25 protein-coding genes and 1 pseudogene are annotated in these 22,958 nt (G+C 73.0%); 14 read left to right on the forward strand and 12 right to left on the reverse strand.

Annotation, left to right across the window (positions count from 1 at the left end):
- Positions 1 to 30: 30 nt before the first annotated feature.
- The 3 genes from ACFYOV_RS11120 (at position 31) to ACFYOV_RS11130 (ending at position 4,538) form a co-directional block, all read left to right on the forward strand.
- On the forward strand, positions 31 to 1,452 hold the full coding sequence (locus ACFYOV_RS11120; RefSeq protein ID WP_389085728.1) for an ATP-binding protein: 1,422 nt from the start codon (positions 31 to 33) through the stop codon (positions 1,450 to 1,452).
- A gap of 94 nt (positions 1,453 to 1,546) precedes the next feature.
- On the forward strand, positions 1,547 to 2,254 hold the full coding sequence (locus ACFYOV_RS11125; protein WP_389085730.1) for an AAA family ATPase: 708 nt from the start codon (positions 1,547 to 1,549) through the stop codon (positions 2,252 to 2,254).
- 283 nt (positions 2,255 to 2,537) lie between these two features.
- Entirely contained in the window at positions 2,538 to 4,538 is a 2,001-nt protein-coding gene (locus tag ACFYOV_RS11130) for a sigma-70 family RNA polymerase sigma factor (RefSeq protein ID WP_389085733.1), read from the forward strand.
- Between the two features lie 305 nt (positions 4,539 to 4,843).
- On the opposite strand, the gene ACFYOV_RS11135 is transcribed toward ACFYOV_RS11130, so the two are convergent.
- Both ACFYOV_RS11135 and ACFYOV_RS11140 read right to left on the reverse strand, forming a co-directional pair.
- Positions 4,844 to 6,073: an MFS transporter gene (locus ACFYOV_RS11135; protein WP_389087023.1), complete on the reverse strand. Its 1,230-nt coding sequence runs from the start codon at positions 6,071 to 6,073 to the stop codon at positions 4,844 to 4,846.
- Entirely contained in the window at positions 6,070 to 7,437 is a 1,368-nt protein-coding gene (locus ACFYOV_RS11140; RefSeq protein WP_389085735.1) for an FAD-dependent oxidoreductase, read from the reverse strand. Before ACFYOV_RS11140 ends, ACFYOV_RS11135 begins: the two co-directional genes overlap by 4 nt.
- 663 nt (positions 7,438 to 8,100) lie before the next feature.
- Here ACFYOV_RS11140 and ACFYOV_RS11145 point away from each other — a divergent pair.
- Both ACFYOV_RS11145 and ACFYOV_RS11150 read left to right on the forward strand, forming a co-directional pair.
- A complete protein-coding gene (locus ACFYOV_RS11145; protein ID WP_389085737.1) occupies positions 8,101 to 8,472 on the forward strand; it encodes a TSUP family transporter in 372 nt (123 codons plus the stop codon).
- Positions 8,450 to 8,659 carry a hypothetical protein gene (locus tag ACFYOV_RS11150; protein ID WP_389085740.1) on the forward strand — a complete coding sequence of 70 codons (210 nt, stop codon included), beginning with the start codon at positions 8,450 to 8,452 and terminating at the stop codon, positions 8,657 to 8,659. Before ACFYOV_RS11145 ends, ACFYOV_RS11150 begins: the two co-directional genes overlap by 23 nt.
- Positions 8,660 to 8,693: 34 nt before the next feature.
- Here the strand turns inward: ACFYOV_RS11150 and ACFYOV_RS11155 are convergent, their stop codons facing one another.
- From ACFYOV_RS11155 to ACFYOV_RS11165, 3 genes are read right to left on the reverse strand one after another with little or no spacing between them, the layout of a single operon-like run.
- Positions 8,694 to 9,713: an ArsO family NAD(P)H-dependent flavin-containing monooxygenase gene (locus ACFYOV_RS11155; RefSeq protein WP_389085742.1), complete on the reverse strand. Its 1,020-nt coding sequence runs from the start codon at positions 9,711 to 9,713 to the stop codon at positions 8,694 to 8,696.
- Positions 9,710 to 10,504 carry an aquaporin gene (locus ACFYOV_RS11160; RefSeq protein ID WP_389085745.1) on the reverse strand — a complete coding sequence of 265 codons (795 nt, stop codon included), beginning with the start codon at positions 10,502 to 10,504 and terminating at the stop codon, positions 9,710 to 9,712. Before ACFYOV_RS11160 ends, ACFYOV_RS11155 begins: the two co-directional genes overlap by 4 nt.
- Before the next feature lie 41 nt (positions 10,505 to 10,545).
- Complete coding sequence (locus tag ACFYOV_RS11165; RefSeq protein ID WP_389085747.1) at positions 10,546 to 10,860, reverse strand: ArsR/SmtB family transcription factor; 315 nt, start codon at positions 10,858 to 10,860, stop codon at positions 10,546 to 10,548.
- A 101-nt stretch (positions 10,861 to 10,961) separates the two neighbouring features.
- On the opposite strand from ACFYOV_RS11165, the gene ACFYOV_RS11170 reads away from it, so the two are divergent.
- Positions 10,962 to 11,378, forward strand: coding sequence for an arsenate reductase ArsC (locus ACFYOV_RS11170; RefSeq protein WP_389085750.1), 417 nt, complete (start codon positions 10,962 to 10,964; stop codon positions 11,376 to 11,378).
- Positions 11,379 to 11,596: 218 nt separating this feature from the next.
- Here the strand turns inward: ACFYOV_RS11170 and ACFYOV_RS11175 are convergent, their stop codons facing one another.
- Positions 11,597 to 12,070, reverse strand: coding sequence for a GNAT family N-acetyltransferase (locus ACFYOV_RS11175; protein ID WP_389085751.1), 474 nt, complete (start codon positions 12,068 to 12,070; stop codon positions 11,597 to 11,599).
- A 64-nt stretch (positions 12,071 to 12,134) separates the two neighbouring features.
- Positions 12,135 to 12,512 (reverse strand): ArsR/SmtB family transcription factor, encoded by a 378-nt coding sequence (locus ACFYOV_RS11180; protein ID WP_389085754.1) that lies wholly within the window; start codon positions 12,510 to 12,512, stop codon positions 12,135 to 12,137.
- 103 nt (positions 12,513 to 12,615) lie between these two features.
- On the opposite strand from ACFYOV_RS11180, the gene ACFYOV_RS11185 reads away from it, so the two are divergent.
- The gene (locus tag ACFYOV_RS11185; RefSeq protein ID WP_389085756.1) at positions 12,616 to 13,116 is read left to right on the forward strand and encodes a GNAT family N-acetyltransferase; all 501 of its coding nucleotides are present in this window, start codon (positions 12,616 to 12,618) and stop codon (positions 13,114 to 13,116) included.
- A gap of 24 nt (positions 13,117 to 13,140) precedes the next feature.
- On the opposite strand, the gene ACFYOV_RS11190 is transcribed toward ACFYOV_RS11185, so the two are convergent.
- The gene (locus ACFYOV_RS11190) at positions 13,141 to 14,031 is read right to left on the reverse strand and encodes a LysR family transcriptional regulator (protein ID WP_389087026.1); all 891 of its coding nucleotides are present in this window, start codon (positions 14,029 to 14,031) and stop codon (positions 13,141 to 13,143) included.
- Between the two features lie 48 nt (positions 14,032 to 14,079).
- The gene (locus ACFYOV_RS11195) at positions 14,080 to 14,238 is read right to left on the reverse strand and encodes a hypothetical protein (protein WP_389085759.1); all 159 of its coding nucleotides are present in this window, start codon (positions 14,236 to 14,238) and stop codon (positions 14,080 to 14,082) included.
- A gap of 97 nt (positions 14,239 to 14,335) precedes the next feature.
- On the opposite strand from ACFYOV_RS11195, the gene ACFYOV_RS11200 reads away from it, so the two are divergent.
- Positions 14,336 to 15,184, forward strand: coding sequence for an EamA family transporter (locus ACFYOV_RS11200; protein WP_389085761.1), 849 nt, complete (start codon positions 14,336 to 14,338; stop codon positions 15,182 to 15,184).
- A 28-nt stretch (positions 15,185 to 15,212) separates the two neighbouring features.
- On the forward strand, positions 15,213 to 15,893 hold the full coding sequence (locus tag ACFYOV_RS11205) for an NAD(P)-dependent oxidoreductase (RefSeq protein ID WP_389085764.1): 681 nt from the start codon (positions 15,213 to 15,215) through the stop codon (positions 15,891 to 15,893).
- A gap of 184 nt (positions 15,894 to 16,077) precedes the next feature.
- On the opposite strand, the pseudogene ACFYOV_RS11210 reads toward ACFYOV_RS11205, so the two are convergent.
- The 3 genes and pseudogenes from ACFYOV_RS11210 to ACFYOV_RS11220 all read right to left on the reverse strand — a co-directional run.
- Positions 16,078 to 16,263 (reverse strand): annotated as a pseudogene (locus ACFYOV_RS11210) (signal peptidase I); the annotation flags it as partial.
- Between the two features lie 43 nt (positions 16,264 to 16,306).
- Positions 16,307 to 16,789 carry an NUDIX hydrolase gene (locus ACFYOV_RS11215; protein ID WP_389085766.1) on the reverse strand — a complete coding sequence of 161 codons (483 nt, stop codon included), beginning with the start codon at positions 16,787 to 16,789 and terminating at the stop codon, positions 16,307 to 16,309.
- A gap of 160 nt (positions 16,790 to 16,949) precedes the next feature.
- Entirely contained in the window at positions 16,950 to 17,387 is a 438-nt protein-coding gene (locus ACFYOV_RS11220; RefSeq protein WP_003974483.1) for a hypothetical protein, read from the reverse strand.
- Between the two features lie 553 nt (positions 17,388 to 17,940).
- Here ACFYOV_RS11220 and hemL point away from each other — a divergent pair.
- The 5 genes from hemL to ACFYOV_RS11245 all read left to right on the forward strand — a co-directional run bounded on the left by hemL (position 17,941) and on the right by ACFYOV_RS11245 (position 22,957).
- Entirely contained in the window at positions 17,941 to 19,257 is a 1,317-nt protein-coding gene (gene hemL / locus ACFYOV_RS11225) for a glutamate-1-semialdehyde 2,1-aminomutase (RefSeq protein ID WP_389085769.1), read from the forward strand.
- The gene (locus ACFYOV_RS11230) at positions 19,254 to 19,964 is read left to right on the forward strand and encodes a histidine phosphatase family protein (protein WP_389085771.1); all 711 of its coding nucleotides are present in this window, start codon (positions 19,254 to 19,256) and stop codon (positions 19,962 to 19,964) included. The genes hemL and ACFYOV_RS11230 overlap by 4 nt, the downstream gene beginning before the upstream one ends.
- 248 nt (positions 19,965 to 20,212) lie before the next feature.
- Positions 20,213 to 21,454, forward strand: coding sequence for a hypothetical protein (locus ACFYOV_RS11235; RefSeq protein ID WP_389087028.1), 1,242 nt, complete (start codon positions 20,213 to 20,215; stop codon positions 21,452 to 21,454).
- Positions 21,455 to 21,546: 92 nt separating this feature from the next.
- Entirely contained in the window at positions 21,547 to 22,182 is a 636-nt protein-coding gene (locus ACFYOV_RS11240; protein ID WP_389085774.1) for a TlpA family protein disulfide reductase, read from the forward strand.
- A gap of 1 nt (position 22,183) precedes the next feature.
- Complete coding sequence (locus tag ACFYOV_RS11245) at positions 22,184 to 22,957, forward strand: cytochrome c biogenesis CcdA family protein (protein WP_389085776.1); 774 nt, start codon at positions 22,184 to 22,186, stop codon at positions 22,955 to 22,957.
- Position 22,958 lies beyond the last annotated feature (1 nt).

The following is a 22,958-nucleotide window of genomic DNA, read 5'->3' on the forward strand; positions in this document are numbered from 1 at the left end:
CCGGCCCCGGGCGGTCCCGAAGGGCGACGGGTGCCGCGCCGGCGGCTGCGGCTGCTGTCCCTCGGGACCACCTTCGCGGTGTCGTTCGCGGCCGTCACCGCCACGGTCACCGTCCTGGTCGGCATCTTCTCGTACAACGCGGCCGCCCGGCTGGTGCGCGTGGACCAGCAGTCCGTGTTCGACGAGGTGGTGCAGGACCTGCGCGACGAGGTGCGGGAGAACCGGATGTCCCCGGTGGACTTCTCCTCCACCGCGCCCGGCCACGACCTGGTGCGGCCGGCCCGTACCGACGTGCAGGTGCTCGGCCCGGACGGCCGGGTCGTCGACCCCGGAAGCCCGGGACTGCCGGTCACCGACTCCGACCGGCGGGTCGCGGGCGCGCGCACCGCCGGGCAGGTGGTCGTGCACGGCGGCGTCGACGTCGGCAGCGACGTGTACCGGGTCGCGACCGTCGCGCTCGGTGGCAGCCGGGGCGCGGTGCAGGTGGCGCAGGAGTTCAGCAACACCGAGGACCTGCTGCGGGCGCTCCAGCGGCGCACGCTGATCCTGATGGCTGCCGTGGTGGTGGCCGCCGGGCTGTTCGGGTGGTGGCTGGCCCGGCGGATCACCCGCCGCCTGGTGGTGCTCACCGCCGCCGCCGAGGACGTCGCCCGGACCCGCCGGCTCGGCATCCAGGTGCCGGTCACCGGCTACGACGAGGTCGGCCGCCTGGGCCGTGCCTTCGACCGGATGCTGGGCCGGCTCGCCCAGTCCGAGGAGGACCAGCGTCGCCTGGTGCAGGACGCGGGCCACGAACTGCGCACCCCGCTCACCTCGCTGCGCACCAACATCTCCCTGCTGCGCCGCATCGACGAGCTGCCGCCCGGCACCCGGGAGGAACTGGTCGCCGACCTCACCCAGGAGGCGCGCGAGCTGACCGACCTCGTCAACGAGCTCGTCGACCTCGCGGCCGGCCAGTCCGACACGGAGCCGCCGCAGCGGGTCGACCTCGCCGAGGTCGCCGAGGACGTGGCGGGCCTCGCCCGCCGCCGCAGCGGGCGCGAGATCCTCGTGAGCGCGAGCGGCGACACGACGACCCACGGGCGGCCCGGGATGCTCACGCGTGCGGTGTCCAACCTTGTGGAGAACGCGGTCAAGTTCGACCGGGGCGGCCGGGAACCGATAGAGATCGTCGTCGCCGGGCCGGCCACACCGGGCACGGTGCGGGTGGAGGTGCGCGACCGGGGGCCGGGGATCGCCGACGGCGACCTCCTCCGTGTCTTCGACCGCTTCTACCGCGCCGCCGACGCCCGCTCCCTCCCCGGCTCGGGCCTCGGCCTGTCCATCGTCCGCGAGGTCGCCCTCGCGCACCGCGGGGCACCGTACGCCTACCGGCGCGACGGAGGCGGGACGGTCACCGGGTTCACGGTGGGAGCCGGGGCGGCCACGGGGGACGGCGGGGACGCGGGCTGAGCGGCACGGGGCCGGACCGCTCCGGCCCGGAAGGCCGTTCCGTGCCCCGCGCGGCTCACGTGTCCCCGCGCACACCCTGTGGGAAACTCGACGGGTGATTGTCGAACGTGCGTACGCACACGTGGGTTCGTACGAGGACGGGGAATGGCCCTGGTCGGTCCCCTGCGTCCGCGAACTCCTGCGCAACGGGCTGCGGTTCACCGCACCCGTGACCTTCGTCGTCGGCGAGAACGGCTCGGGCAAGTCGACGCTCGTCGAGGCGCTCGCCGAGGGCTTCGGCCTCGACTCCTGGGGCGGCTCCCACGAGTGGCGCTACGCCAGTCACCGCGCCAAGTCGGTGCTCGGTGAGCGCATCCGCTTCGACGCGGCACCGCACGGGCGCCGGATGCTCAGGTCCTGGTCGGCCCGCCAGGGCTTCTTCCTGCGCGCGGAGACCGCCCTGGACGCCCTGGACCGGGAAGGGCTCGCCCCGGACGCGCGCAGTCACGGCGAGGGCTTCCTCGCGGCGTTCCGCGACAAGTTCCTGCACCCCGGCCTCTACGTACTGGACGAGCCGGAGGCGGCCCTGTCCTTCTCCTCGTGCCTGGAACTGCTCGGCCACATCGACCAGTTGACCCGCGCCGGCGCTCAGGTCATCTGCGCCACCCACTCCCCGCTGCTGACCGCGCTCCCCGGCGCCGACATCGTCGAGGTCGGCGACCACGGCATGCGCCGCACGGCCTGGCAGGACCTCGCCCTGGTCGACCACTGGCGCCGCTACCTCGCCGACCCGCGGGCGTACCTGCGGCACGTGCTGGACTGAGCCGCGGGCCCGACCCGCTCGGGGCCCTCCCGCTCGGGACCCTCCCGCTCGGGACCCTCCCGCTCGGCGGCGGAGCGTGAGAGACCTCACCTCGCGGCGATCAAGGCGGTCGCCCGGCGCCCCTGCCGTTAGCCTGCGGGGCGCCGGCCTTCCCGGGCGGTCGCCGGACGGTGAGGACCCGGGCCCGCCGATCCGCCGCGCGCTTTGTGTTATCCCGGCCGGGGCGGTGGCTCTCCTCTAGTGCGGGGCGGACGGTCCGGACCGAGAAGGAGAGTGGACGAGCATGGCAGCGAGCAGGGAATTCGGCGGGGCGTTGGTCGAGGCGGCCCGGTGCGGCGACCCGCGGGCGCAGGACGAACTCGTCGCCGCGTGCCTGCCGCTGGTCTACAACATCGTGGGCCGGGCCCTGAACGGGCATCCCGACGTCGACGACGTGGTGCAGGAGACCATGCTCCGCGCCCTCGGATCGCTCGCCTCACTGCACGATCCCGACCGCTTCCGGTCCTGGCTGGTCGCCATCACGATGAACCAGATACGTCACCACTGGCGCGACCGCCGTACCGGCCAGGCCAGTTCGGGGCTCCAGGACGCGTACGACGTCGCCGACCCGGGCGCCGACTTCGTCGACCTGACCATCGTGCGGCTCGGGCTGGAGGGCCAGCGGCGCGAGGTCGCCGAGGCCACCCGCTGGCTCGACCCCGACGACCGGGCGCTGCTGTCGCTGTGGTGGCTGGAGGCCGCGGGCGAGCTGACCCGGGCGGAGGTGGCGGCCGCGCTGGAGCTGTCCCCGCAGCACACCGCGGTGCGCGTGCAGCGGATGAAGGCCCAGCTGGAGACCGCCCGGCTGGTGGTGCGGGCGCTGTCCGCGACGCCGCGCTGCGTCCTGCTGGACGACGTGACCGGCGTGTGGGACGGCGTTCCCTCGGCGCTGTGGCGCAAGCGCATCGCCCGGCACGTCCGCGACTGCACGGTCTGCGCGGGCCACGAGACCGGACTGGTGCCGGCCGAGCGACTGCTGGTGGCGCTGGGCCTGGTACCGGTGACGGCCGGCCTGCTCGCCGCCTTCGGCACCGGGGTGGCGGACGCGGGGGTGCCGGTGGCCTTCGCGGCGGCCGGGACGGAACCGGCGCCGGCGACCGTGGCGGACGGTGGTGCGGGGGGCGCGTACGGGTATCCGGGTGCGGAGGTCGGTGCGGGGGAGGCGTACGGGTATCCGGGTGCCGATGTCGGTTCGGCGCCCGGATACGGGTACCCCGGGGCGTCGGCGGAGACGGCGACGCTGCCCCCGTACGCCGGACCGGGCGCGACCTTCGCCGAACCGGGGGCGGGAGCCGCTGGTCCGGCCGGTGGGGCGGGTGCCCCGACCGCTGAGCTCGGCGCGGTGGACGTCGACACGTCCGGCCTCGGCCCCTCGGACGGCGGCCTTGCGGACGACGGCCCCGCGGACCTCGGCGCCGTCGCTCCCCGCAGCGGCCGTCGAGCCCAGGGCCGGGCGCGGGGCCGCGCCGAGGGACCGCCGCAGAGCCGTGCGGAGAGTCGCGCACGGAGCCGGCAGCGCGGGCGGCGGGGCCGGAACGCCGCCGTCGTGGCCGCGGCGCTGCTGGTCACCGGCGGCACCATATCCGGGGTGACCCTCCTGATACCGGACGGCGACGGTGACAACGTCCGGTCGGCATCCTCCGGTGCCTCGGAGTCGGTCACCCCCACGCACCCCTCCGCGGCGCCCGCCCCGTCCGCTTCCCCGTCGGCCACTGCCTCCGCCTCCGCCTCCCCGTCGCGGAAGCCGAAGCCCTCGGCCTCACCGAGCCCCGAGAAGTCCCGTACGCGGCAGTCCGCCCCCGGCCCCTCACGGCCGGCGCAGGCCACACCGGCCCGGCCCCAGCCGGCCGCACCGCCCGCCCCCGCGGCCCCTGCCGCCGGCACCCCGGCCGCCCAGGTCCTCGCGCTCACCAACGCCGAGCGGTCGAAGGCCGGCTGCGGCCCGGTCACGCAGGACGACCGCCTGGCCCGTGCGGCCCAGCTGCACAGCGAGGACATGTCGGCCAACGACTACTTCGACCACACCAGCCAGGACGGCCGCAGCTTCGCCGACCGGGCGAAGGCCCAGGGCTACGCGAGCCCCGGCGCGGAGAACATCGCCCAGGGCCAGAGCTCCGCCGCGTCGGTCATGGACGCCTGGATGAACTCACCGGGCCACCGCGCCAACATCCTCAACTGCTCCCTGAAGACCATGGGCGTCGGCGTCACCGACGACTGGACCTGGACCCAGGTCTTCGGCTACTGACCGGACCGGACGGCCCCGGCGTCGATCTCCGCGATCAGCGCCTCGACCGGACGAACAGCACGGAGGCGAGCGGGCTGGAGGACGTCGGTGCTTCCTTGGTCGGTGGGCCGGGCGCTGCGGGCCGTCGGTGGACATGCCCCTTCGGGTGCGTAGGCCGGCCGGCGCCGCGGGTCCCGGAGGCCGACGTGCCCGGCCCGGGCCTGCGCCCGCCGCGCGACCCCGATGCCGCGCATGGGGACGAGCCGGAAGAAGCGTGCGGCTGAGCCGCGCCGTTCAGCTGCCGCAGGCGCAACGGACGGGGCCCCTCAGCCCTCCTGTGGCGTGGCACGGGTGCCGAGGGCCGTGATGGCGGCAACGGCCGAGAGGGCGGCCAGTACGGCGAACAGGGCCGGATAGCCGCCGAGTGGGCCGGTGATGAGCGTGCCGGCGAAGGGGGCGAGGGCAGCCGCGGTGTGGGCGGGTGCGCCGAGGAGTCCGGAGAGCCGTCCGTAGTGGGTGATGCCCCAGCGGTCGGTGACGGCGGTGGCCTGAAGGAGGGTGAGGTTGCCCCGGACGATCCCTGCCAGCACGGACAGCACGACGAGCAGCGGGAAGGGGCCGGGGACGAAGGCGAAAGCGGCCGTGGTGGCACCGCCGAGCCCGACGAGGGTCGCGGTGCGGGTGATGGTGCCGGAGTGGCGGGCCAGGGCGGCGTAGAGGGTGCGGCCGAGGGTTTGTCCGGCGCCTCCGAGTCCTAGGGCCCAGGCGGCTTGGGTGGTGGTGTAGCCGCGTTCGAGGAAGAGGGGGACGAGGGCGATGACGACGGCGTACATCGCGAACGCAGAGAGGGTGAAGGTCGCAGCGAGCACCCAGAACGCCCGGCTGCGCCTGGCCGGGTCAGGCCCCGGGGCCGGGTGGCGCGGGTCGGCGTCAGGGGCCGGCGGCCAGGGGACGCGGAGGGCGAGGGCGTGCGCGGGGAGGGTCACGGTGGCGAGGACGGCGGCCAGGACGGCGTAGGTGGTGCGCCAGGAGTAGTGGTCGGCGAGGACGGCGGTCAGGGGCGCGAAGACGGTGGAGGCGAGTCCGCCCGCAAGGGTGACGATGGTCAGGGCACGGATGTGATCGGGGGCCCACCAGCGGGTGAGGGCGGCGAAGGCGGGCGGGTAGAAGGTGGCGGCCATCGCCGCCCCGGCCAGCAGCCATCCAGCGGTGAAGATCGCGAGGCTCGGGGCGGTGGCCACGACGAGGAGGCTGAGCGGGCCGAGGACGGATCCGGCCGTTATGATCCTGCGGGGGCCTTGGCGGTCCAGCACCCGGCCCACGTGGATGCCGACGACCGCCGAGACGATGAGCGCGGCGGAGAACGCGGCCGTGGTGGCGCCGGCGGGCCAGCCGGTGGTCTCGGTGATGGCGGGGTTGAGGACGGGGAAGGCGTAGTAGAGGACGCCCCAGCTGGTGATCTGCGTGGCGCACAGGGCGGGCAGCACGGCGCGGGGCCGCGGCCGGACCCCCGTCCCGGCCGCGGCCACGCGCGCCTTCGTGTTCGGCACCGTCAGCAGCCGCCGGAGGGGACCGCGGCAGTGGGAGCGCCGACGGTGGGGCCGGTCGCCGCGCAGCATCCGCCGCCGTTCTGCTCGGCGGTCTCCGGCTGGTCGAAGAGGCCGGCGCCGCCGCAGACGCCGGTTTCGGGGAGGGTGAGTTCGATGCGCTCGGCGGCCTCGCGGTCGCCGGCGAGGTGGGCGGCAATCGAGCGGACCTGCTCGTAGCCGGTCATGGCCAGGAAGGTCGGGGCGCGGCCGTAGGACTTCATGCCGACGAGGTAGACGTCCTTCTCCGGGTGGGAGAGCTCGGCCTGGCCGTGGGGGTAGACAGTGCCGCAGGAGTGCTGGTTGGGGTCGATCAGCGGCGCGAGGTCGAGCGGGGCCTGAAGTCGCTCGTCCAGGCCGAGGCGGAGTTCGCCGAGGAATGTCAGGTTCGGACGGAAGCCGGTCAGCACGATGACCTCGTCCACCGGGTCCAGGCGGCGGCCGTCCTCGCCGACCAGGACCAGGCGGCCGCCGCCGTCCCGCTCGAAGGCGTCGGTGCGGAAGCCGGTGACCGCGTCGGCGTAGCCGCCGTCCACTGCGGCTTTCGCGGCGAGGCCGAGGGCGCCGCGGGCGGGCAGCTGGTCGGCTTCGCCGCCGCCGAAGGTGGAGCCGGAGATCCCACGGCGCAGGATCCAGGTGGCGTGCGTGCCGGTGCCGTCGTCTGTCCTGGCCAGCTCGGCGAGGTAGGCGAGGGCGGTGAAGGCGGAGGCGCCCGAGCCGATCACGGCCGTGCGCCTGCCCGCGTACCGGGCACGGACGGCCGGGTCCTTCAGGTCGGGGACGCGGTAGGTGATCCGGTCCGCGGCCGCCTTCTCGCCCAGGGCAGCGAGGCCGTTGGCGCCGGCGGGGCTTGGAGTGGACCAGGTGCCGGAGGCGTCGATGACCGCGCCGGCGAACAGGCGCTCCTCGCGGCCGTCGGTGGTCTCGATGTGGACGGTGAAGGGCTGGGTATCGCGGTCGGCGTCGACGATCCGGTCCCGGCCCGCTCGGGAGACGCCGGTGACGCGGGCCTGGTAGCGGACGCGGTCGCCGAGGGTGTCGGCGAGGGGCTGGAGGTAGAGGGTGGCCCAATCCCCGCCGGTGGGGTAGGCGGCCGGGTCGGGCCGGGTCCAGCCGGCCTGTACGAGGAGCCTTTCGGCGGCCGGGTCGACGACTTCACCCCAGGTGGAGAACAGGCGCACGTGCGACCACTCACGCGTGGCCGTTCCGGCGTGGGGGCCGGCTTCGAGGACGAGGACGTCCAGGCCGCGCTCGTGGAGATGGGCGGCGGCGGCCAGGCCGGCGGGACCGGCCCCGATCACGACGACGGGCAGGTCGGTGGTGGTCTCGCTCATGACGTGTCTCCAGGGTCTTCGTGCAGCAGGGAGATGGGCGGGGCAGGCGGGGAGGGTCTGGGGTGATCAGCAGCAGCCGGCACCGGCGGCTGCGCGCTTGGCCTGCGGGTCACAGCAGACTCCGGCTTCTTCCGCGCGCTCGCTGGTGTCGCAGCACACGGCGGGCTGGGCGGGGGCCGGGCCGCAACACGACGGTGCGGTCTCGGTGACGGGGTGACGGGGTGACGGGCTCGGTCATGACGACTCCCTGGTGTTTCGATAGCTGTTGATGTGCGGCTGCAAGCATGGCACTTGCTTCGATGGACGTCAACATAGACGTTTGTCGAATTATGGGCTTGCTCATGGAGCACGTCGACGTGGCGGTCATCGGTGGCGGCCAGTCCGGCCTGGCGGCCGCACGCGCCTGCTCCGAGCGGGCTGAAGCCGGTGGTGCGTCATCGGCACGCGCGAGAGGATCGGCCGCCACCACGGCGCGTGACGGGACGTGGTCCTGCTGGAGCGCCGCAGCACTGCGGTGATGCCAGCCCGGCTCCGGGGGCGGCGGATCGGGCGGAACTGGTGTGCTCGGAGGTCCGGGCAGGTCCCGGCGGGTGCCCGGTGGCTTTCCCCGAAGGTGACGCCACGGCGTGGCGACCGGGGTTCGTAACCAGGGAGGATGCCGTCGTGAGCATTGACCAGACTCTTGCCCCCCTGCGGCCCTCGCGCTCGCTTCCCCTGACGTTCGGCGCCGGAGCGGTGATCGGGGTTCTGGGCGGGATGATCGGTTTGGGCGGTGCGGAGTTCCGTCTGCCGCTGCTGATCGGCCTGTTCGGGTTTGCCGTCCTGTCGGCGGTCATCCTGAACAAGGCGATGAGTCTCGTGGTGGTCCTGGTCGCGCTGCCCGCCCGCCTCGCCGCGGTCCCGGCCGCCGAGGTGATCCACCGCTGGCCGGTCGCGGTCAACCTGCTGGCCGGCAGCCTGCTCGGCGCGTGGGACCGCCGGGAGCCTGGCCCTGCTGGTCTCCCTGCCGACCATGCTGGTGGCCTTCGCCCGTGACAGCCGCGACGGCAGCTTCGCCGTCCTCGGTGCCAACCTCGGCTTCACGGTGGTCATGGCCGCAGGCTCGATCGCCGGCGCCGTACTGGGCGGCCTGCTGCTGGGTGTGTTCCCGGACGTGGTACTCATCCCCGCGCTGGCCGTGATCCTGCTGGTGTCCGCGGTCAAGCTCGCCCGCCACGACTGACGGCGCAACACCTTACGACGTGACCCGCTGGGCATCAGGCGAGCAGGTCGCGGATTTCACGTGCGGCTTCGCGGGCGGTGCGTCCAACGCCGATCAGGGTGGCGGCAAGGCCGGTCCAGTCGTCGTAGCCGAGGAAGTGCAGGCGCGGATCGTCGGCGGCGCGGGTGCCCACAGTGGCGATGTGACCGCGGACCCCGCGCAGACGCAACCCGGCGAGGTGGGCAAGGGCAGGGCGGAAGCCGGTGCACCAGGTGACCGCGTCGGCGTCCTGACGGCTGCCGTCCGCCCACTCGACGCCGGTCGCGGTGAGCCGGGTGAACATCGGACGGGCGGCCAGGAGGCCGGTGTCGCGGGCGGCGCGGACCGGGGGGACGGCGACGATGTCGCCGAGGGAGGCCACGCCGCCGGGGTCGGCGCGGCCTTCGTCCAGGGCGCGACCGTCGATGTCGTCGTGGAGGTAGCGCGGCGGCCGCTGCGTCGGCCACGTCACCTGCGCATGGCCGGTGAGGTCTGCGGCGATCTGGGCGCCGGGGTTGCCTCCGCCCACCCCGACCACCCGCTGCCCGGCGAACTCGGACGGGTCCTTGTACTGGACGGTGTGGAGCTGGCGGCCGGGGAACTCGCGGCGACCTTCGACCGCGGGAACGAAGGGCCGCGTCCAGGTGCCGGTCGCGCTGACGACGGTGCGCGCTCGCCAGGTACCGCTGTCCGTCTCGACCCGCAGCACCATCCCATCGTCGTGGACCGTGTCCACGAACACCCCGTGTTGGGCGGGCAGTTCGTGCCGCTTCTCGTAGTCGGCCAGGTAGGCGACCACGTGCGCGGCGTCCGGACAGGTCTGGCCTTCCTGGGCGGGCATGAGCCGGCCCGGCAGGGAGGAGTACGCCGCTGGTGAGAACAGCCGAAGCGAGTCCCAGGCGTGCTGCCAGGCGCCGCCGGGTGCCGGCTGGGCGTCGAGGACGACGAACTCGATGCCCAGCCGGCGCAGGTGGTAGCCGGCGGCGAGCCCGGCTTGGCCGCCGCCGATCACCACGACGTTCGTGCGCTGTGTCATCCCGCGGACGAACCCTCGGCGCCCTTGTCGTGCTTGGCGTCCATGAAGATCAGGGCGACCAGCGCCAGGCCCACCACGACACCGATCAGCTGCATGCCGATGAAGGCGGCCACCGAGGAGGGGGCGATGCCGGCGAAGGTGTCGGTGAACGCGCGGCCGATGGTGACGGCCGGGTTGGCGAAGGAGGTGGAGGAGGTGAACCAGTAAGCGGCGCCGATGTAGGAGGCGACCGCGACGGGCGCGAACCGCAGCCGGTCCGTACGCGCCAACCCGAAGATCAGCAGGATCAGGCCCGCGGTCGCCACCACCTCGCCGAGGAGCAGGTTGCCCGCGGAGCGGTCGTGGGTGGACCACTTCATCAGCGGCTGCCCGAACATCGCATCGGCCAGGATCGCGCCTGCGATCGCACCGGTGATCTGGGCGGGCACGTACACGGCCAGCTCGCGCAGGGTGACGCCGGCGCCGCCGCGGCGGGCGGTCCACCACTCGGCGAGGCTGACGGCCGGGTTGAAGTGGGCGCCGGAGACCGGGCCGAGGAGGACGATCAGGACGCCGAGGCCGAGGACGGTTGAGGTGGAGTTGGCCAGCAGCTGCAGGGCGACATCGTCGGTCAGCTCGGTGGCCTGGATGCCGGAGCCGACCACGATCGCCACCAAGGCGGCTGTCCCGACCAGCTCCGCGGCCGCGCGGGCGGCCAAGGGCTTACGGGGCGGGGTCGCGCCGGGTAAGGGCTGCCACGGCGGGGCGGCGGCTGTGGCGTCACTCGCTGCGGTTTCGGTGGTGGCGGTCAAGGCGGGATTCTCCTCGGGCAGGTGAGGCAGGGCGCGGAAGGCTAGGGGCAGGACCGCTTGAGGTTCGCTTCGGCGGTGGCGCGCGCGGTGTGGGCGAGGCCGGCGAACTGACCGGCGAGCGTTTCGATGACTTCGGGGCGCAGGCGGTAGTAGATGTACCTCCCACACGGCTCCGTCTCGACGACCCCGGCCTCGCGCAGCACCTTCAGATGGTTGGACAGGTTCGTCTGCCTCGCCCCCGTCTCCTCCACGAGGTGGGTGGTGCACAGCGTCTCGCGGGCGAGGAGGGTCACGATCTGGAGCCTGAGCGGGTCGGCCAGAACCCGGATCAGATCAGTGTCGACTGACGTCATCATCCGCTGATAGTGTCACATCACCCAGGACTGATACCAGCCTGGACTGAACCATGCCGCAGGCCGATGGCGTGCCGCAGCCTGCCTGCCGTGAAGGAAGAACGATGTCTGCCAGCCCGCTCGCGTCCGTGCTGTTCGTCTGCATCCACAACGCCGGCCGCTCCCAGATGGCCGCCGGGTTCCTGCGCCACCTCGCCGGCGACCGCGTCGAGGTCCGCTCCGCCGGCTCCATGCCCGGCGACAGGATCAACCCCTCCGCCGTGGCCGCGATGGCCGAACTGGGCATCGACATCTCCGACCAGACCCCGAAGGTCCTCACCCCCGAGGCCGCCCAGGCATCGGACTACATCATCACCATGGGATGCGGTGACGCCTGCCCGTACTTTCCCGGCAAGACCTACCTCGACTGGCAGCTCGAAGACCCCGCCGGCCAGGGTGTCGAAGCCGTGCGCCCCATCCGTGACGAGATCAAGACGCTCATCGAGGGCCTCATCGCCGAGATCGACGCCAAGAAGGCGTGACCCGCGCACCGGCACCCACCAGAGCGACGCCAAAGGTCACTGAGCAGGAACCCGCCGCAACTGCAGTCAGGAAGTCTGCGGGCACGGCAAGACCGGGTCGGGCATGCAGCTCGTGGGCGCCGCGATCGGGCCGGCGCTGGTCGCGCTGATCTTCGTGCCGGGCCGCCCGGACGCGGCGGAGTGAGGGCTGCGACCAGGTGGGCCGCGGGCCGTACCGCTCAGTCGACGGCCGGGCTGCGGCGTTCGAGGAGCACCACGTCGCGCCACCGGCCGTGATGGCGGCCGATCCGCTCACGCGTGCCGATGACCCGGAAGCCGGCCCGCCGGTGCAGGGCGAGGCTGGCGGTGTTCTCCGGGAAGATCCCGGACTGGACGGTCCAGATCCCGGCCGCCTCGGTCGACGCGATCAGCGCCTTCAGCAGCGCGGAGGCCACCCCGCGGCCCTGGGCGGCGGGGTGCACGTACACGGAGTGCTCGACGACACCCGCGTAGGCGCAGCGGTCCGAGACCTTCGAGGCGGCCACCCAGCCGAGCACCGCGCCCCGCTCGTCCAGGGCGACGAAGCGGTGCTCGGGCAGCCGCCCGGCGTCGAACGCGGGCCAGTCCGGCGCGGACGTCTCGAAGGTGGCGTCCCCTTCGTCGATGCCGGCCTGGTAGATCGCCAGGACGGCCGCGGCGTGCGCGTCGGTCATGGGCTCGACGGTCACACCGGTCGGGCTGCGCACGGTGGCGTTCCCCTCGCTTCCGGGCCGGCCGTCACACCGCGGCGGGCGCGACGGTCAGCAGCTTGCCCATCGCCGCGAGGACGGAGGGCTCCACGCGGTAGTAGACCCAGGTGCCGCGCCGCTCGGAGGTGAGCAGACCGGCCTCCTTGAGCTTCTTCAGGTGGTGCGAGACGGTCGGCTGGGAGACTCCGACGTCGGAGATGTCGCACACGCACGCCTCCCCGCCCTCGTGGGAGGCCACCGCCGAGAACAGCCGCAGCCGCACCGGGTCGCCCAGCGCCTTGAACATCCGGGCGGCGCTCTCGGCCTCCTCCGCGGTGAACGGGCGCTCGGTGAGCGGCGGGCAGCACGGCGTGCCCGTGCCGGACGCCTCGGGCTCGATCAGCGGCAGCACCCTCGTATTCGACATACGTCTATGTTCACACACCTCGCATCGGACGGTCCCCGGCGAGGTACGAGGGCGCGGCACGGTTCCGGGCGGGCCGGGCGGCGTGCCGTGTGATGCTGGCGCCATGCCCGAGCAGCACGAGACCGTCGTCGCCCACCGCCCCGGCCGGAGCCCCGTCCGCCTGGACGCGGTGGCCGGGCTGCTGGCCGCCTACCACCTGCGCACCCAGGCCGAGAAGGGTGAGGCCGTCGCCGACGCGGACGCCCTTCCGGACCGCTACCGGGCGGAGGTCCGGGACCCGCGGACCGCGTTCGCCGACGACGTCGTACTGGTGTCCGTGAGCGGCCGGACCCCCCTGGGCTGCGTGGTGGTGACCGCCCCCGTCGACGGGAGGTGCGAGATCAAGCGGCTCTGGACGGACCCCGCGGCCCGTGGCCGGGGCGTCGCCTCCGGCCTGGTCGACGCGGCGCTCGCGCACGCCGCGCGCGGTGGCGCGAGCACCGTGCGCCTGTCGGTGTGGCAGTGGCGGAGGGACGCCATCGCCCTGTACCAACGGCTGGGCTTCACCGTCGTCGAATCGTGGGACGAGCGGGACGGGCTCCTGTGCATGGAGCGCGCGGTGTGACGGGCCGGGAGCGGCGGCCGGTGGTCAGGCCGGTGGCCGCACCCCCAGGACGTCGAGCATCGCCCGGGTGGCCGGGCCGGGGTTGAAGCGGCTCCACGCCAGGTACTCCGTGCGGCGCGGACCGTCGGCCACGGGGACCAGCGCCAGGTGGGGGTCGGCGCCGGCCAGGGGCCGGATGAACGCCGAGGGCAGCAGGGCGACGCCGAGGCCCCGCGCGATCAGGCCCGTGATCAGCTCCACGATGCCGGCCTCGTAGGCCACGTCGCGCACCAGACCCGCCGCGGCGAAGGCCCGGTCGGACTGGGCCCGTGCGGGTGTCCCGGCCACGAAGTCCACGAAGGTCTCCCCGGCGATCTCCCGCAGCGCGACCCGGGACGCCCCCGCCAGCCGGTGCCCGGCCGGGACCACGAGGACGTGCGCGTCGTGGGCGAGGGCGACACTGGCCACACCGGGGGGATCCTCCCCCTCCGGCAGCCCGAGGAAGGCGATGTCCAGCTCGCCCTCCCTTATGGCCGCGGCCAGTTGGTCACTGCGCCCGGAACGCAGGACGACCTGGACGTCCGGATGCCGGGCGCGGTACCGCTGGAGCAGCTCCGGCACGTCGACGGCGGCCGTGGTCACGATCACCCCCACGGCGAGCCGTCCCCGTACGACACCGGTCGCGGCGGCGGCGTCGGCGACCGCCCGGTCGGCGGCGGCCAGGCAGTCCCGCGCGGCGGCGACGAACGCCTCGCCCGCGCTGGTCAGTTCGACGCGGCGGCTGGACCGGGCGAACAGCCTGACGCCCAACTCCCGCTCCAGCCCGGCGATCCGGTGACTGAGCGCCGACTGCACCACGAAGCAGCGCTCGGCGGCACGGGTGAAGTTGCGGGTTTCGGCCACGGCGACGACGTAGCGCATCTGCTGGAGGTCCACCCGGTCATCGTGCTCGTTCATCGCTGGGATGAGAAGCATGACTTGGACTCATGACCGGTCGCCCGCGGAGACTTCAGCCATGCGTTCCTCGCAGCCTCCTTCAACCCCTCCCCCTACGCCTTCCTCGACGCCTTCCTCGCCCCCTTTCTCGACGCCTCCTTCGACGTCTTCCTCGATGTCGTCCTCGACGTCTTCCTCCGATCCCACCTCCCCCCGCCCCCCGGCAACACCCACCGTCCGCGCGACCGTGGGGCCGCCGGGCCCGGCCCCGCCCCGCACGGTGTTCACGCGGCGGGTGGCGACCGTGGCACTGACCGCGCTCGCCCCCGCGGCCTGGGGGACCACGTACGCCGTGACGACGGAACTCCTGCCGCCCGGTCACCCGCTCTTCGCGAGCCTGATGCGCGCCCTGCCCGCGGGACTGCTCGGGCTGGCCATCACACGGGTGCTGCCGCGCGGGGAGTGGTGGGGGAAGGCGGCCGTCCTCGGCGTGCTCAACATCGGGGCGCTGTTCCCCCTGCTGTTCCTGGCCGCCGAACGACTCCCCGGCGGCGTCGCCGCGACCCTCAGCGCCGCACAGCCCCTGCTGGTGGCCGGTCTGGCCATCGCCGTGCTGCACGACCGGCCGACGGTGTGGCGATGGACGTGGGGCGTGCTGGGCGTGGCCGGCGTCGGCCTCGTCGTGCTCGGACCGGAGGCCCGGCTGGACGCGGTCGGCGTGTGCGCGGGCCTCGGCGGGACGGCGGCCATGGCGGGCGGTGTCGTCCTCACCAAGCGCTGGGGCCGCCCGGAGGGAGCCGGTCCCCTGACCATGGCGAGCTGGCAACTGACGGCCGGTGGCGTGGTGTTGCTTCCGCTCACCCTCGCCGTCGAGGGGGTGCCGGACCGCATCGACGCCGGGGCGGTCGCGGGCTACCTGTGGCTCGGCAGCATGGGCGGCCTGATCGCGTACACGCTGTGGTTCCGCGGCATCGGCCGGTTGCCGGTGGGCGCGTCGGCGGCCCTGGTACTGCTGTCGCCGCTGGTCGCGACGGTGGTCGGCCTGGCACTGGGCGAGGCGCTGAACGCGCTCCAGAGCGCGGGCTTCGTCCTGGCGCTGGCGGCACTGCTGGCGGCACAGCTCGACGGGCCCGGCGGGAGACGCGATCGATGAGAGCCGATGGACGAGAGAGGGACGAGAGATGGAACCGAAGCCGGAGAAGACGACGCCGTCGACGATCGCCGTGCTGGGTGCCACCGGAATGGTCGGCAGCCGGGTGGTCGCCGAGGCGGCCAGACGTGGGCACCGGGTGCTGGCCCTGTCCCGCACACCCACGAGTGACCACCCGAACGTGACACCGGTACCGGTCGACGCGACGGACGCGCACGCCGTGCGGGACGCCCTCACGGCGTCCGCCGCCCAGGCCGTCGTCCTGACCGTGCGGACCACGCCGGCCGACGAGGCGTTCCTGGTCACCGCCACCCGCACGGTGCTGGACGCCGCCGCCCCGCTCGGCACGCGCGTCCTCGTGATCGGTGGCGCCGGAGCGCTGCGCACCCCCGGCGACCCCGCCCTGCCGGTCGCCGACAACCCGGCGTACGTGCCCGCCGAGTACCGGCCGGTGGCGTTGGCCGGCATCGCCCAGCTCCACACCTGCCGGTCCCACCCCACCGCCGACTGGACCTACCTGAGTCCCCCCGCCCTCCTGCAGCCCGGCCCGCGCACCGGCCGCTACCGCCGCGGCACGGACACCCTCCTCACCGACGCGGACGGCCGGTCGTGGATCAGCGCGGAGGACCTGGCGGTGGCCGCCGTCGACGCCCTCCGCACCCCGGGGCCGGACCGCCACATCACCGTGGCCCACCACGACGGAACGCCATGACGAGGCGGGACCGCCGTCACAGGTCGACCCGGTCGATCACCGCCACTGCCACACGGTCGAGTGCGGGACCAACCGCTCCAAGGGCACCGCGCCCTCGCCCCGCGCTACAGGATCAAGCGGTGCGCTGCGAGTCGGCCGTGCTCCTCGCTTCCATCAACGAGGGGCTGCGCGCATCGCCCACGTCTCAGGTCCGCAGTCGTGCCCGATCCGTCTCGGCCGCCGCATAGCCGGGCACGGACGGCCAGCGAACGGTCAGCACGACCGACTCCTCCTCCGCGAACCACGAGTGATCGACTCCCCGCCCCCACACGACGTAGTCCCCCTGCTGTTCCAGAAGGACGCTGAGGCCGGGCAGTTCGACGCGGAAACGGCATCCGTCGGACAGGCCCCAACAGCCACTGCCGCGCTGGAGATCAGCGCTTTCGATGAACCCTCCGAGCTGGTTTTCCCGAAACTCCGGCTGTGCCCCGTGAGGTGCTCGGCAGCGCGCTGCGGCTGAGTTCGGCCAGGCAGGCGTCGAGTGGCTGGAGTCGCCCGGGCAAGGACTCCCGAAGGTCCCACCACCGGATGGCCGCGACCTCGTCGTTGGGCTGGAACAACGGCGACACGTCAGCGCCGTGGCCGGTGAACAGCGCACCGTATTCGGCACGTTGGTCGGGCTCGAGGACGAAGCCGGCGAAGCCGACGAAGCAGAGCCGCCCTTCGGGTCCGTGGCCGGTCTCCTCCAGTAACTCACGCGCGGCCGCCTGGCGGGGGGTTTCGCCGGGGTCGATCTGTCCGCCCGGCAACTCCCAGGTCTGCCGGAAGGTGTTGAAGGCCATCAGAACGCGATCGCCGTGCCACAGGGCCACCAGGGCAAGGGGCAGGGGGGCGTTCCTGGGCGGCTTGTCCTCCACCCCCGGGACGAGGGAGACCAGGGCGTTGCCACGGTCGTCGACGGCAAGGGGAGGGCAGTGGGGAGCAGGCACTTCGACAGGATGCCCGTGCTGCTCCTGTGATGGTGTCATTCGTCCGGGGAGGTCCGAAGACCCCGCCCGGCCCCCACGAAACCCCGGATCAGGGCCACACCAGGCAGTAGGGCTGGTGCCCCGCCTCGTGCAACCGATGCGAGAAGTCCTGCCACTCGTGGAGCAGTTGGTACACGTTGAACGCGTCCCGCGGACCGCCCCGGTCCGGGACCGTGGACCAGATGAAGGCCGCCGCGCCGACCGCCTCCTCGCCGATGCCGCGCAGGGGGTCGACGACCGTCATGGGGAGTTTGACCACGGCGTAGTCGGGATGCAGGACCACCAGTTCCAGCGGGGGCACCTTGTGCAGGGGGACGCCCTCGATGCCGGTCAGGACCATCGCGGCCATGGTCTCCGGCTTGATCTTGGTGAACATGCCGTTCATGCCGAGCTCGTCGCCGCCGAGTTCCTCGGGACGCATCGAGATCGGGACACGGGCCGCGGTCGCGCCGTCCGGCGCGCCGAAGTACTTGTACGTCACCCCCACCCGACCACCATTCCTGCTCCCCGGCCCCAGCCGGCCGATCCGTCCGTCGATCAGACGGTCCGTCCGCTCGGGCTCGCTCGGTACACCATGTGCCGGACGCATCTCGTCCCGGTTGTCCGTCTCCTCCGCTTCGCGCCGGTGCCTTCCCCGCCGGGCACGTCGAGGACCCAGGTCATCGGTCCCCTCGCCCAGTCCGCCACCGCGATGCATATCTCCACCCGACTGCTTTTCTAGGACGCGCGGCCCCCGCCGCGCAACCCGATCATCGTGTCAGTGACCTCCCCCACGGCCGCCCGCCGAAACGTGCGGTGAAACATCTGCCCGCGGGGGCCTTCGCAGCCTCCGACCGCCCCGGGCCGTGTGAGCTGTGTGTATCAGACGACAGTTTCGCAGATCACGGTAGTTCCGGGGTCCGGATGCCCCAGGAGGGGCCGACGGCGGCGAGCCCGTGCGGGGGCGGGCTCGCCGGGGGCGCACCGGCCCTGGCCTACCCTGAACGAGTCACTCGCACCCGGAGTCCGAGAAGTCGGAGAGGTCGGAGAAGTCGCAGGTCATGAGCGAACTGCCATATCCATACGAAGCCCAAGCCTCGCAGGCGCTGTTCGACCGTGCCTCGGCCGTCACGCCCGGTGGTGTGAACTCACCGGTGCGCGCCTTCCGCGCCGTCGGCGGCACGCCCCGGTTCATGGTGTCCGGCAGCGGTCCGTATCTCACCGACGCCGACGGACGGGAGTACGTCGACCTCGTGTGCTCCTGGGGGCCGATGATCCTCGGGCACGCGCATCCCGAGGTGATCGCCGCCGTGCAGGAGGCCGTGGCCCGCGGTACGTCCTTCGGTACGCCCGGTGAGGGCGAGGTCGCGCTCGCCGAGGAGATGGTCGCCCGCATCGAGCCGCTGGAGCAGGTGCGGCTCGTCTCCAGCGGTACGGAGGCGACCATGTCGGCCATCCGGCTCGCGCGCGGGTTCACGCAGCGCACCAAGGTCGTCAAGTTCGCCGGGTGCTACCACGGGCACGTCGACTCGCTGCTCGCCTCCGCCGGCTCCGGTGTCGCCACCTTCGCGCTGCCGGACACCCCGGGCGTCACCGGCGCCCAGGCCGGCGACACGATCGTGCTGCCGTACAACGACCTCGACGCCGTGCACGCCGCGTTCGCCGCCCACCCCGGCGAGATCGCCTGCGTGATCACCGAGGCGTCCCCGGGCAACATGGGCGTCGTACCGCCGCTGCCCGGGTTCAACCAGGGGCTCAAGGACGCCTGCGCCGCCAACGGCGCCCTCTACATCTCCGACGAGGTGATGACGGGCTTCCGGACCAGCCGCGCCGGCTGGTACGGCGTGGACGGGGTGCGGCCGGACCTGATGACCTTCGGCAAGGTGATGGGCGGCGGCTTCCCGGCCGCGGCCTTCGGCGGGCGCGCCGACGTGATGGCCCACCTCGCCCCGGCCGGGCCCGTCTACCAGGCCGGCACGCTGTCCGGGAACCCCGTCGCCACCGCCGCCGGGCTCGCCCAGCTGCGGCTGCTCGACGACGCCGCGTACGAGAAGATCGACGCGGTCTCCGCGCAGATCCAGTCCCTCGTTACCGAGGCGCTGGCCAAGGAGGGCGTCGCGCACACGCTGCAGAACGCCTCCAACATGTTCTCCGTGTTCTTCACCGACCGGCCGGTGCGCACCTACGAGGAGGCCAAGGCGCAGGAGTCCTTCCGCTTCACCGCCTTCTTCCACTCCCTCCTCGCGAACGGCGTCTACCTGCCGCCGTCCTCCTTCGAGTCCTGGTTCGTTTCCACCGCGCACGACGAGCGGGCCGTCCAGCGGATCGCGGACGCCCTCCCGGCGGCGGCCCGGGCGGCGGCGGAGGCGACGGCATGAGCGGCACCACGGACACGACCGGGAACGCGGGGAGCGGCGACATCACCGTCGTCCACCTGATGCGGCACGGCGAGGTCGCCAACCCGGACGGCATCCTCTACGGCCGTCTCGCCGGCTACCACCTCTCCGAGCTGGGCCGACGCATGGCCGACCGGGTCGCCGAGCACCTCGCGCCCCGCGACATCACGCACGTCGTCGCCTCCCCGCTGGAGCGGGCCCAGGAGACGGCCCAGCCCATCGCCAAGGCGCACGGCCTGGACATCGCCACCGACGAGCGGCTGATCGAGGCCGGCAACGTCTTCCAGGGCAAGACCTTCGGCGTCGGCGACGGTGCCCTGCGCCGACCGGAGAACTGGAGGCACCTGGTCAACCCGTTCAAGCCGTCCTGGGGTGAGCCGTACGTCGACCAGGTCGTGCGCATGATGGGCGCGCTGAACGCGGCCAAGGACGCGGCGCGCGGGCACGAGGCGGTGCTGGTCAGCCACCAGCTGCCGATCTGGATCGTCCGGTCCTACGTCGAGCGGCGGCGGCTGTGGCACGACCCGCGCAGGCGGCAGTGCACCCTCGCCTCGCTGACCACCTTCACGTACCAGGGCGACCGGATCGTCTCCGTCGGCTACAGCGAGCCGGCCCGCGACCTCGTCCCCGCCCACCTGCTCGCCGGCGCCAAGCCGGTGCGGGGGAAGGACAAGGCCTTCGGGGCGTAGTCCACGGGCCGCCTCGCCGACACCGGGGCGGCCCCGGGCTCCGTGCCCGCACCGGGGCGGCCCGGGCGTCGTACCCACCTCGGGGACGGACTCGACCCCGCCCCCGCACCGTCGGCACACCCCCGTGACATCCGTTGCGAAACCTCCGCATTCGCCGGGAACCTCCCCCTTCGTCACGTCCTCTGAATGGGTGACCACCAGAGGACGTGACGAACGGGGATGCCATGCGCACTCTGACCCGTAGGGGAATGCTCGGCCTCGGCGCGGGTGCCGCGGCCGCCGTCTCGCTGACCGGTTGCGGCGGCCACACCGGCTCGGACGGTCCGGCCCGCGGCGGCGGTTCCCGCGGGGACGGCCGGACCGGGAAGCCCTCGCCCGCGGCCACCGCCCGCCCGATCGGCGACGGTTCCACCGTCTACACCGGCAAGCAGCCCCACCAGCCGTCCGGGCCGGTGCCGCTGGAGCCGGGGCAGACCCCGCCGCAGTTCGTCGTCTTCTCCTGGGACGGGGCCGGCGAGGTCGGCAACGGGCTCTTCCCGCGCTTCCTGGACCTCGCCAAGGAGCACGGCGCGCACATGACGTTCTTCCTCTCGGGCGTGTACCTGCTGCCCGAATCGAAGAAGCGGCTCTACGACCCGCCGAACAACCCGCGCGGCGCCTCCGACATCGGGTACCTCACCGACGACCACATCAAGGACACGCTGCGCAACGTCCGCCGCGCCTGGCTCGAGGGCCACGAGATCGGCACCCACTTCAACGGCCACTTCTGCGCCGGATCCGGCAGCGTCGCCCACTGGACGCCCCGGCAGTGGCGCAGCGAGATCGACCAGGCGAAGTCGTTCGTCAAGCAGTGGCGGACCAACACCGGCTGGACGGACCTCGAACCCCTGCCGTTCGACTACGACAAGGAACTGGTCGGCGGCCGCACACCCTGTCTGCTCGGCCGGGACAACCTGCTGCCCACCGCCCGTGAGCTGGGCTGGCGCTACGACGCCTCCTCGCCCGGCGGCCGTCAGGTCTGGCCGGAGAAGAAGCAGGGCATATGGGACCTTCCCCTGCAGCAGATACCTTTCCCCGGACGTTCCTTCGAGGTCCTGTCGATGGACTACAACATGCTCGCCAACCAGTCCCTCAACTCGACCAACGCCCCCGCCCACAACCACCCCCGCTGGCGCGAGCAGGCCGCCCAGGCGTACATCTCCGGCTTCGAGCGGGCGTACGAGACGAACCGGGCCCCCTTCTTCGTCGGCAACCACTTCGAGCAGTGGAACGGCGGCATCTACATGGACGCCGTGGAGCAGGCCCTGAAGCACATCGCACGGGAGAAGGAGAAGGGCGGCGACGTGAGGCTCGTCTCCTTCCGGCAGTTCGTCGACTGGCTGGACGTGCAGCGGCCCGAGGTACTGGCGAAGCTGCGCACCCTGGAGGTCGGGCAGGAACCTGCCGGTGGCTGGCAGGGGTTCACGAAGGACACCGGCTCCACCGCCTGAATCCGGCGGGGGGTACACCGCCCTGATGAGCGGGTTTCCGCCCGCGAGGGGGGTGCGCAAGATCCCCGGAACGGACATGCGAAACTTTTCACATGAGTGCCGCCAGTCGCGCCCCCCAGCGCCCGAACCGTGCCGCCCAGGTGACTGTCCGCCGCCGTGCCGCCCTGAGCGCTGGTGCCGCCGTGACCGCACTGCTCGTCACCGCGTGCGGATCGGGCGGGACATCCGGAGGGGGCGGCAACACCAACTTCGTCACCGGCACCGACGGCATCGCCACCGCCGCCGAGGGCGAGCGCGCCGCTGCGCCCGAGCTGTCGGGGGAGACCGTCGACGGAAAGCGGGTCGACGTCGCCGACTACAAGGGCAAGGTCGTCGTCCTGAACGTCTGGGGCTCGTGGTGCAACCCGTGCCGCGCGGAGGCCAAGTACTTCACCAAGGTCGCCAACGACTTCGCCGACCAGGGCGTCCAGTTCGTCGGCATCAACACGCGCGACACCAATATCAGGGCCGCCCGGGCCTTCGAGGAGGACTTCGACGTCCCCTACCCGAGCCTGTACGACCCCACGGGCAAGCTGATGCTCCGCTTCGAGAAGGGCACCCTCAACCCGCAGGCCATCCCCTCGACCCTGGTCCTGGACCGGGAGGGCAGGATCGCCGCCCGCTCGCTGTCCCCGCTCAGCGAGGAGCGCCTGCTGAAGATGCTCGAGCCGGTCGTCGCGGAGAAGTGACGTGACGTCGCTGCACACGCTCGCCGCCGAGACGGGCTACAACGGCACGGTGCTCAACGGCGCCCTGCTGGTCGCCCTCCCCATCGCCCTGCTCGGCGGGCTCGTCTCCTTCTTCTCGCCCTGCGTGCTGCCGCTGGTGCCCGGCTACCTCTCCTACGTCACCGGCGTCTCCGGCACCGACCTGGCCGAGGCCCGGCGCGGCCGTATGGTCGCCGGTGCCTCCCTGTTCGTCCTCGGTTTCACCGCCGTGTTCGTCTCCGGCGGTGCCTTCTTCGGCTACTTCGGGCAGACGCTCCAGGAGCAGTCGGGCGTCCTGTCCAAGGTGCTCGGCGTCTTCATGATCCTCATGGGCGTCTTCTTCATGGGGCTGATGCCCTGGCTCACGCAGCGGGAGTTCCGCTTCCACCAGCGCCCGGCGACCGGCCTGGTCGGCGCCCCCGTCCTCGGTGCCCTGTTCGGCATCGGCTGGACCCCCTGCATCGGCCCCACCCTCGCCTCCGTGCTGACCCTGTCCACGCAGCAGGAGAGCGCCGGACGCGGCGCCGTACTGACCGTCGCGTACTGTCTGGGGCTGGGCGTGCCCTTCGTACTGGCCGCCGTCGCCTTCCGCAAGGCGCTCGGTGCCTTCGCCTGGGTCAAGCGGCACTACGCCTGGGTCATGCGCATCGGCGGCACCATGATGATCGTGACCGGTGTGCTCCTGCTGACCGGCGTGTGGGACAGCCTCGTGGCGGAGATGCAGACCTGGTCCAACGGCTTCACTGTGGGGATCTGAC

The organism is Streptomyces sp. NPDC005931, from assembly GCF_042871235.1.
Taxonomy (GTDB): Bacteria; Actinomycetota; Actinomycetes; order Streptomycetales; family Streptomycetaceae; genus Streptomyces.

Bases quoted from the DNA above. Each gene is read 5' to 3' on its own strand.
- ACFYOV_RS11130 (WP_389085733.1), top strand. From the start codon at position 2,538: ATGGCAGCGAGCAGGGAATTCGGCGGGGCGTTGGTCGAGGCGGCCCGG.
- ACFYOV_RS11140 (WP_389085735.1), bottom strand. From the start codon at position 7,437: ATGAGCGAGACCACCACCGACCTGCCCGTCGTCGTGATCGGGGCCGGT.
- ACFYOV_RS11150 (WP_389085740.1), top strand. From the start codon at position 8,450: ATGCTGGTGGCCTTCGCCCGTGACAGCCGCGACGGCAGCTTCGCCGTC.
- ACFYOV_RS11155 (WP_389085742.1), bottom strand. From the start codon at position 9,713: ATGACACAGCGCACGAACGTCGTGGTGATCGGCGGCGGCCAAGCCGGG.
- ACFYOV_RS11165 (WP_389085747.1), bottom strand. From the start codon at position 10,860: ATGATGACGTCAGTCGACACTGATCTGATCCGGGTTCTGGCCGACCCG.
- ACFYOV_RS11170 (WP_389085750.1), top strand. From the start codon at position 10,962: ATGTCTGCCAGCCCGCTCGCGTCCGTGCTGTTCGTCTGCATCCACAAC.
- ACFYOV_RS11175 (WP_389085751.1), bottom strand. From the start codon at position 12,070: ATGACCGACGCGCACGCCGCGGCCGTCCTGGCGATCTACCAGGCCGGC.
- ACFYOV_RS11180 (WP_389085754.1), bottom strand. From the start codon at position 12,512: ATGTCGAATACGAGGGTGCTGCCGCTGATCGAGCCCGAGGCGTCCGGC.
- ACFYOV_RS11185 (WP_389085756.1), top strand. From the start codon at position 12,616: ATGCCCGAGCAGCACGAGACCGTCGTCGCCCACCGCCCCGGCCGGAGC.
- ACFYOV_RS11205 (WP_389085764.1), top strand. From the start codon at position 15,213: ATGGAACCGAAGCCGGAGAAGACGACGCCGTCGACGATCGCCGTGCTG.
- hemL (WP_389085769.1), top strand. From the start codon at position 17,941: ATGAGCGAACTGCCATATCCATACGAAGCCCAAGCCTCGCAGGCGCTG.
- ACFYOV_RS11230 (WP_389085771.1), top strand. From the start codon at position 19,254: ATGAGCGGCACCACGGACACGACCGGGAACGCGGGGAGCGGCGACATC.
- ACFYOV_RS11235 (WP_389087028.1), top strand. From the start codon at position 20,213: ATGCTCGGCCTCGGCGCGGGTGCCGCGGCCGCCGTCTCGCTGACCGGT.
- ACFYOV_RS11240 (WP_389085774.1), top strand. From the start codon at position 21,547: ATGAGTGCCGCCAGTCGCGCCCCCCAGCGCCCGAACCGTGCCGCCCAG.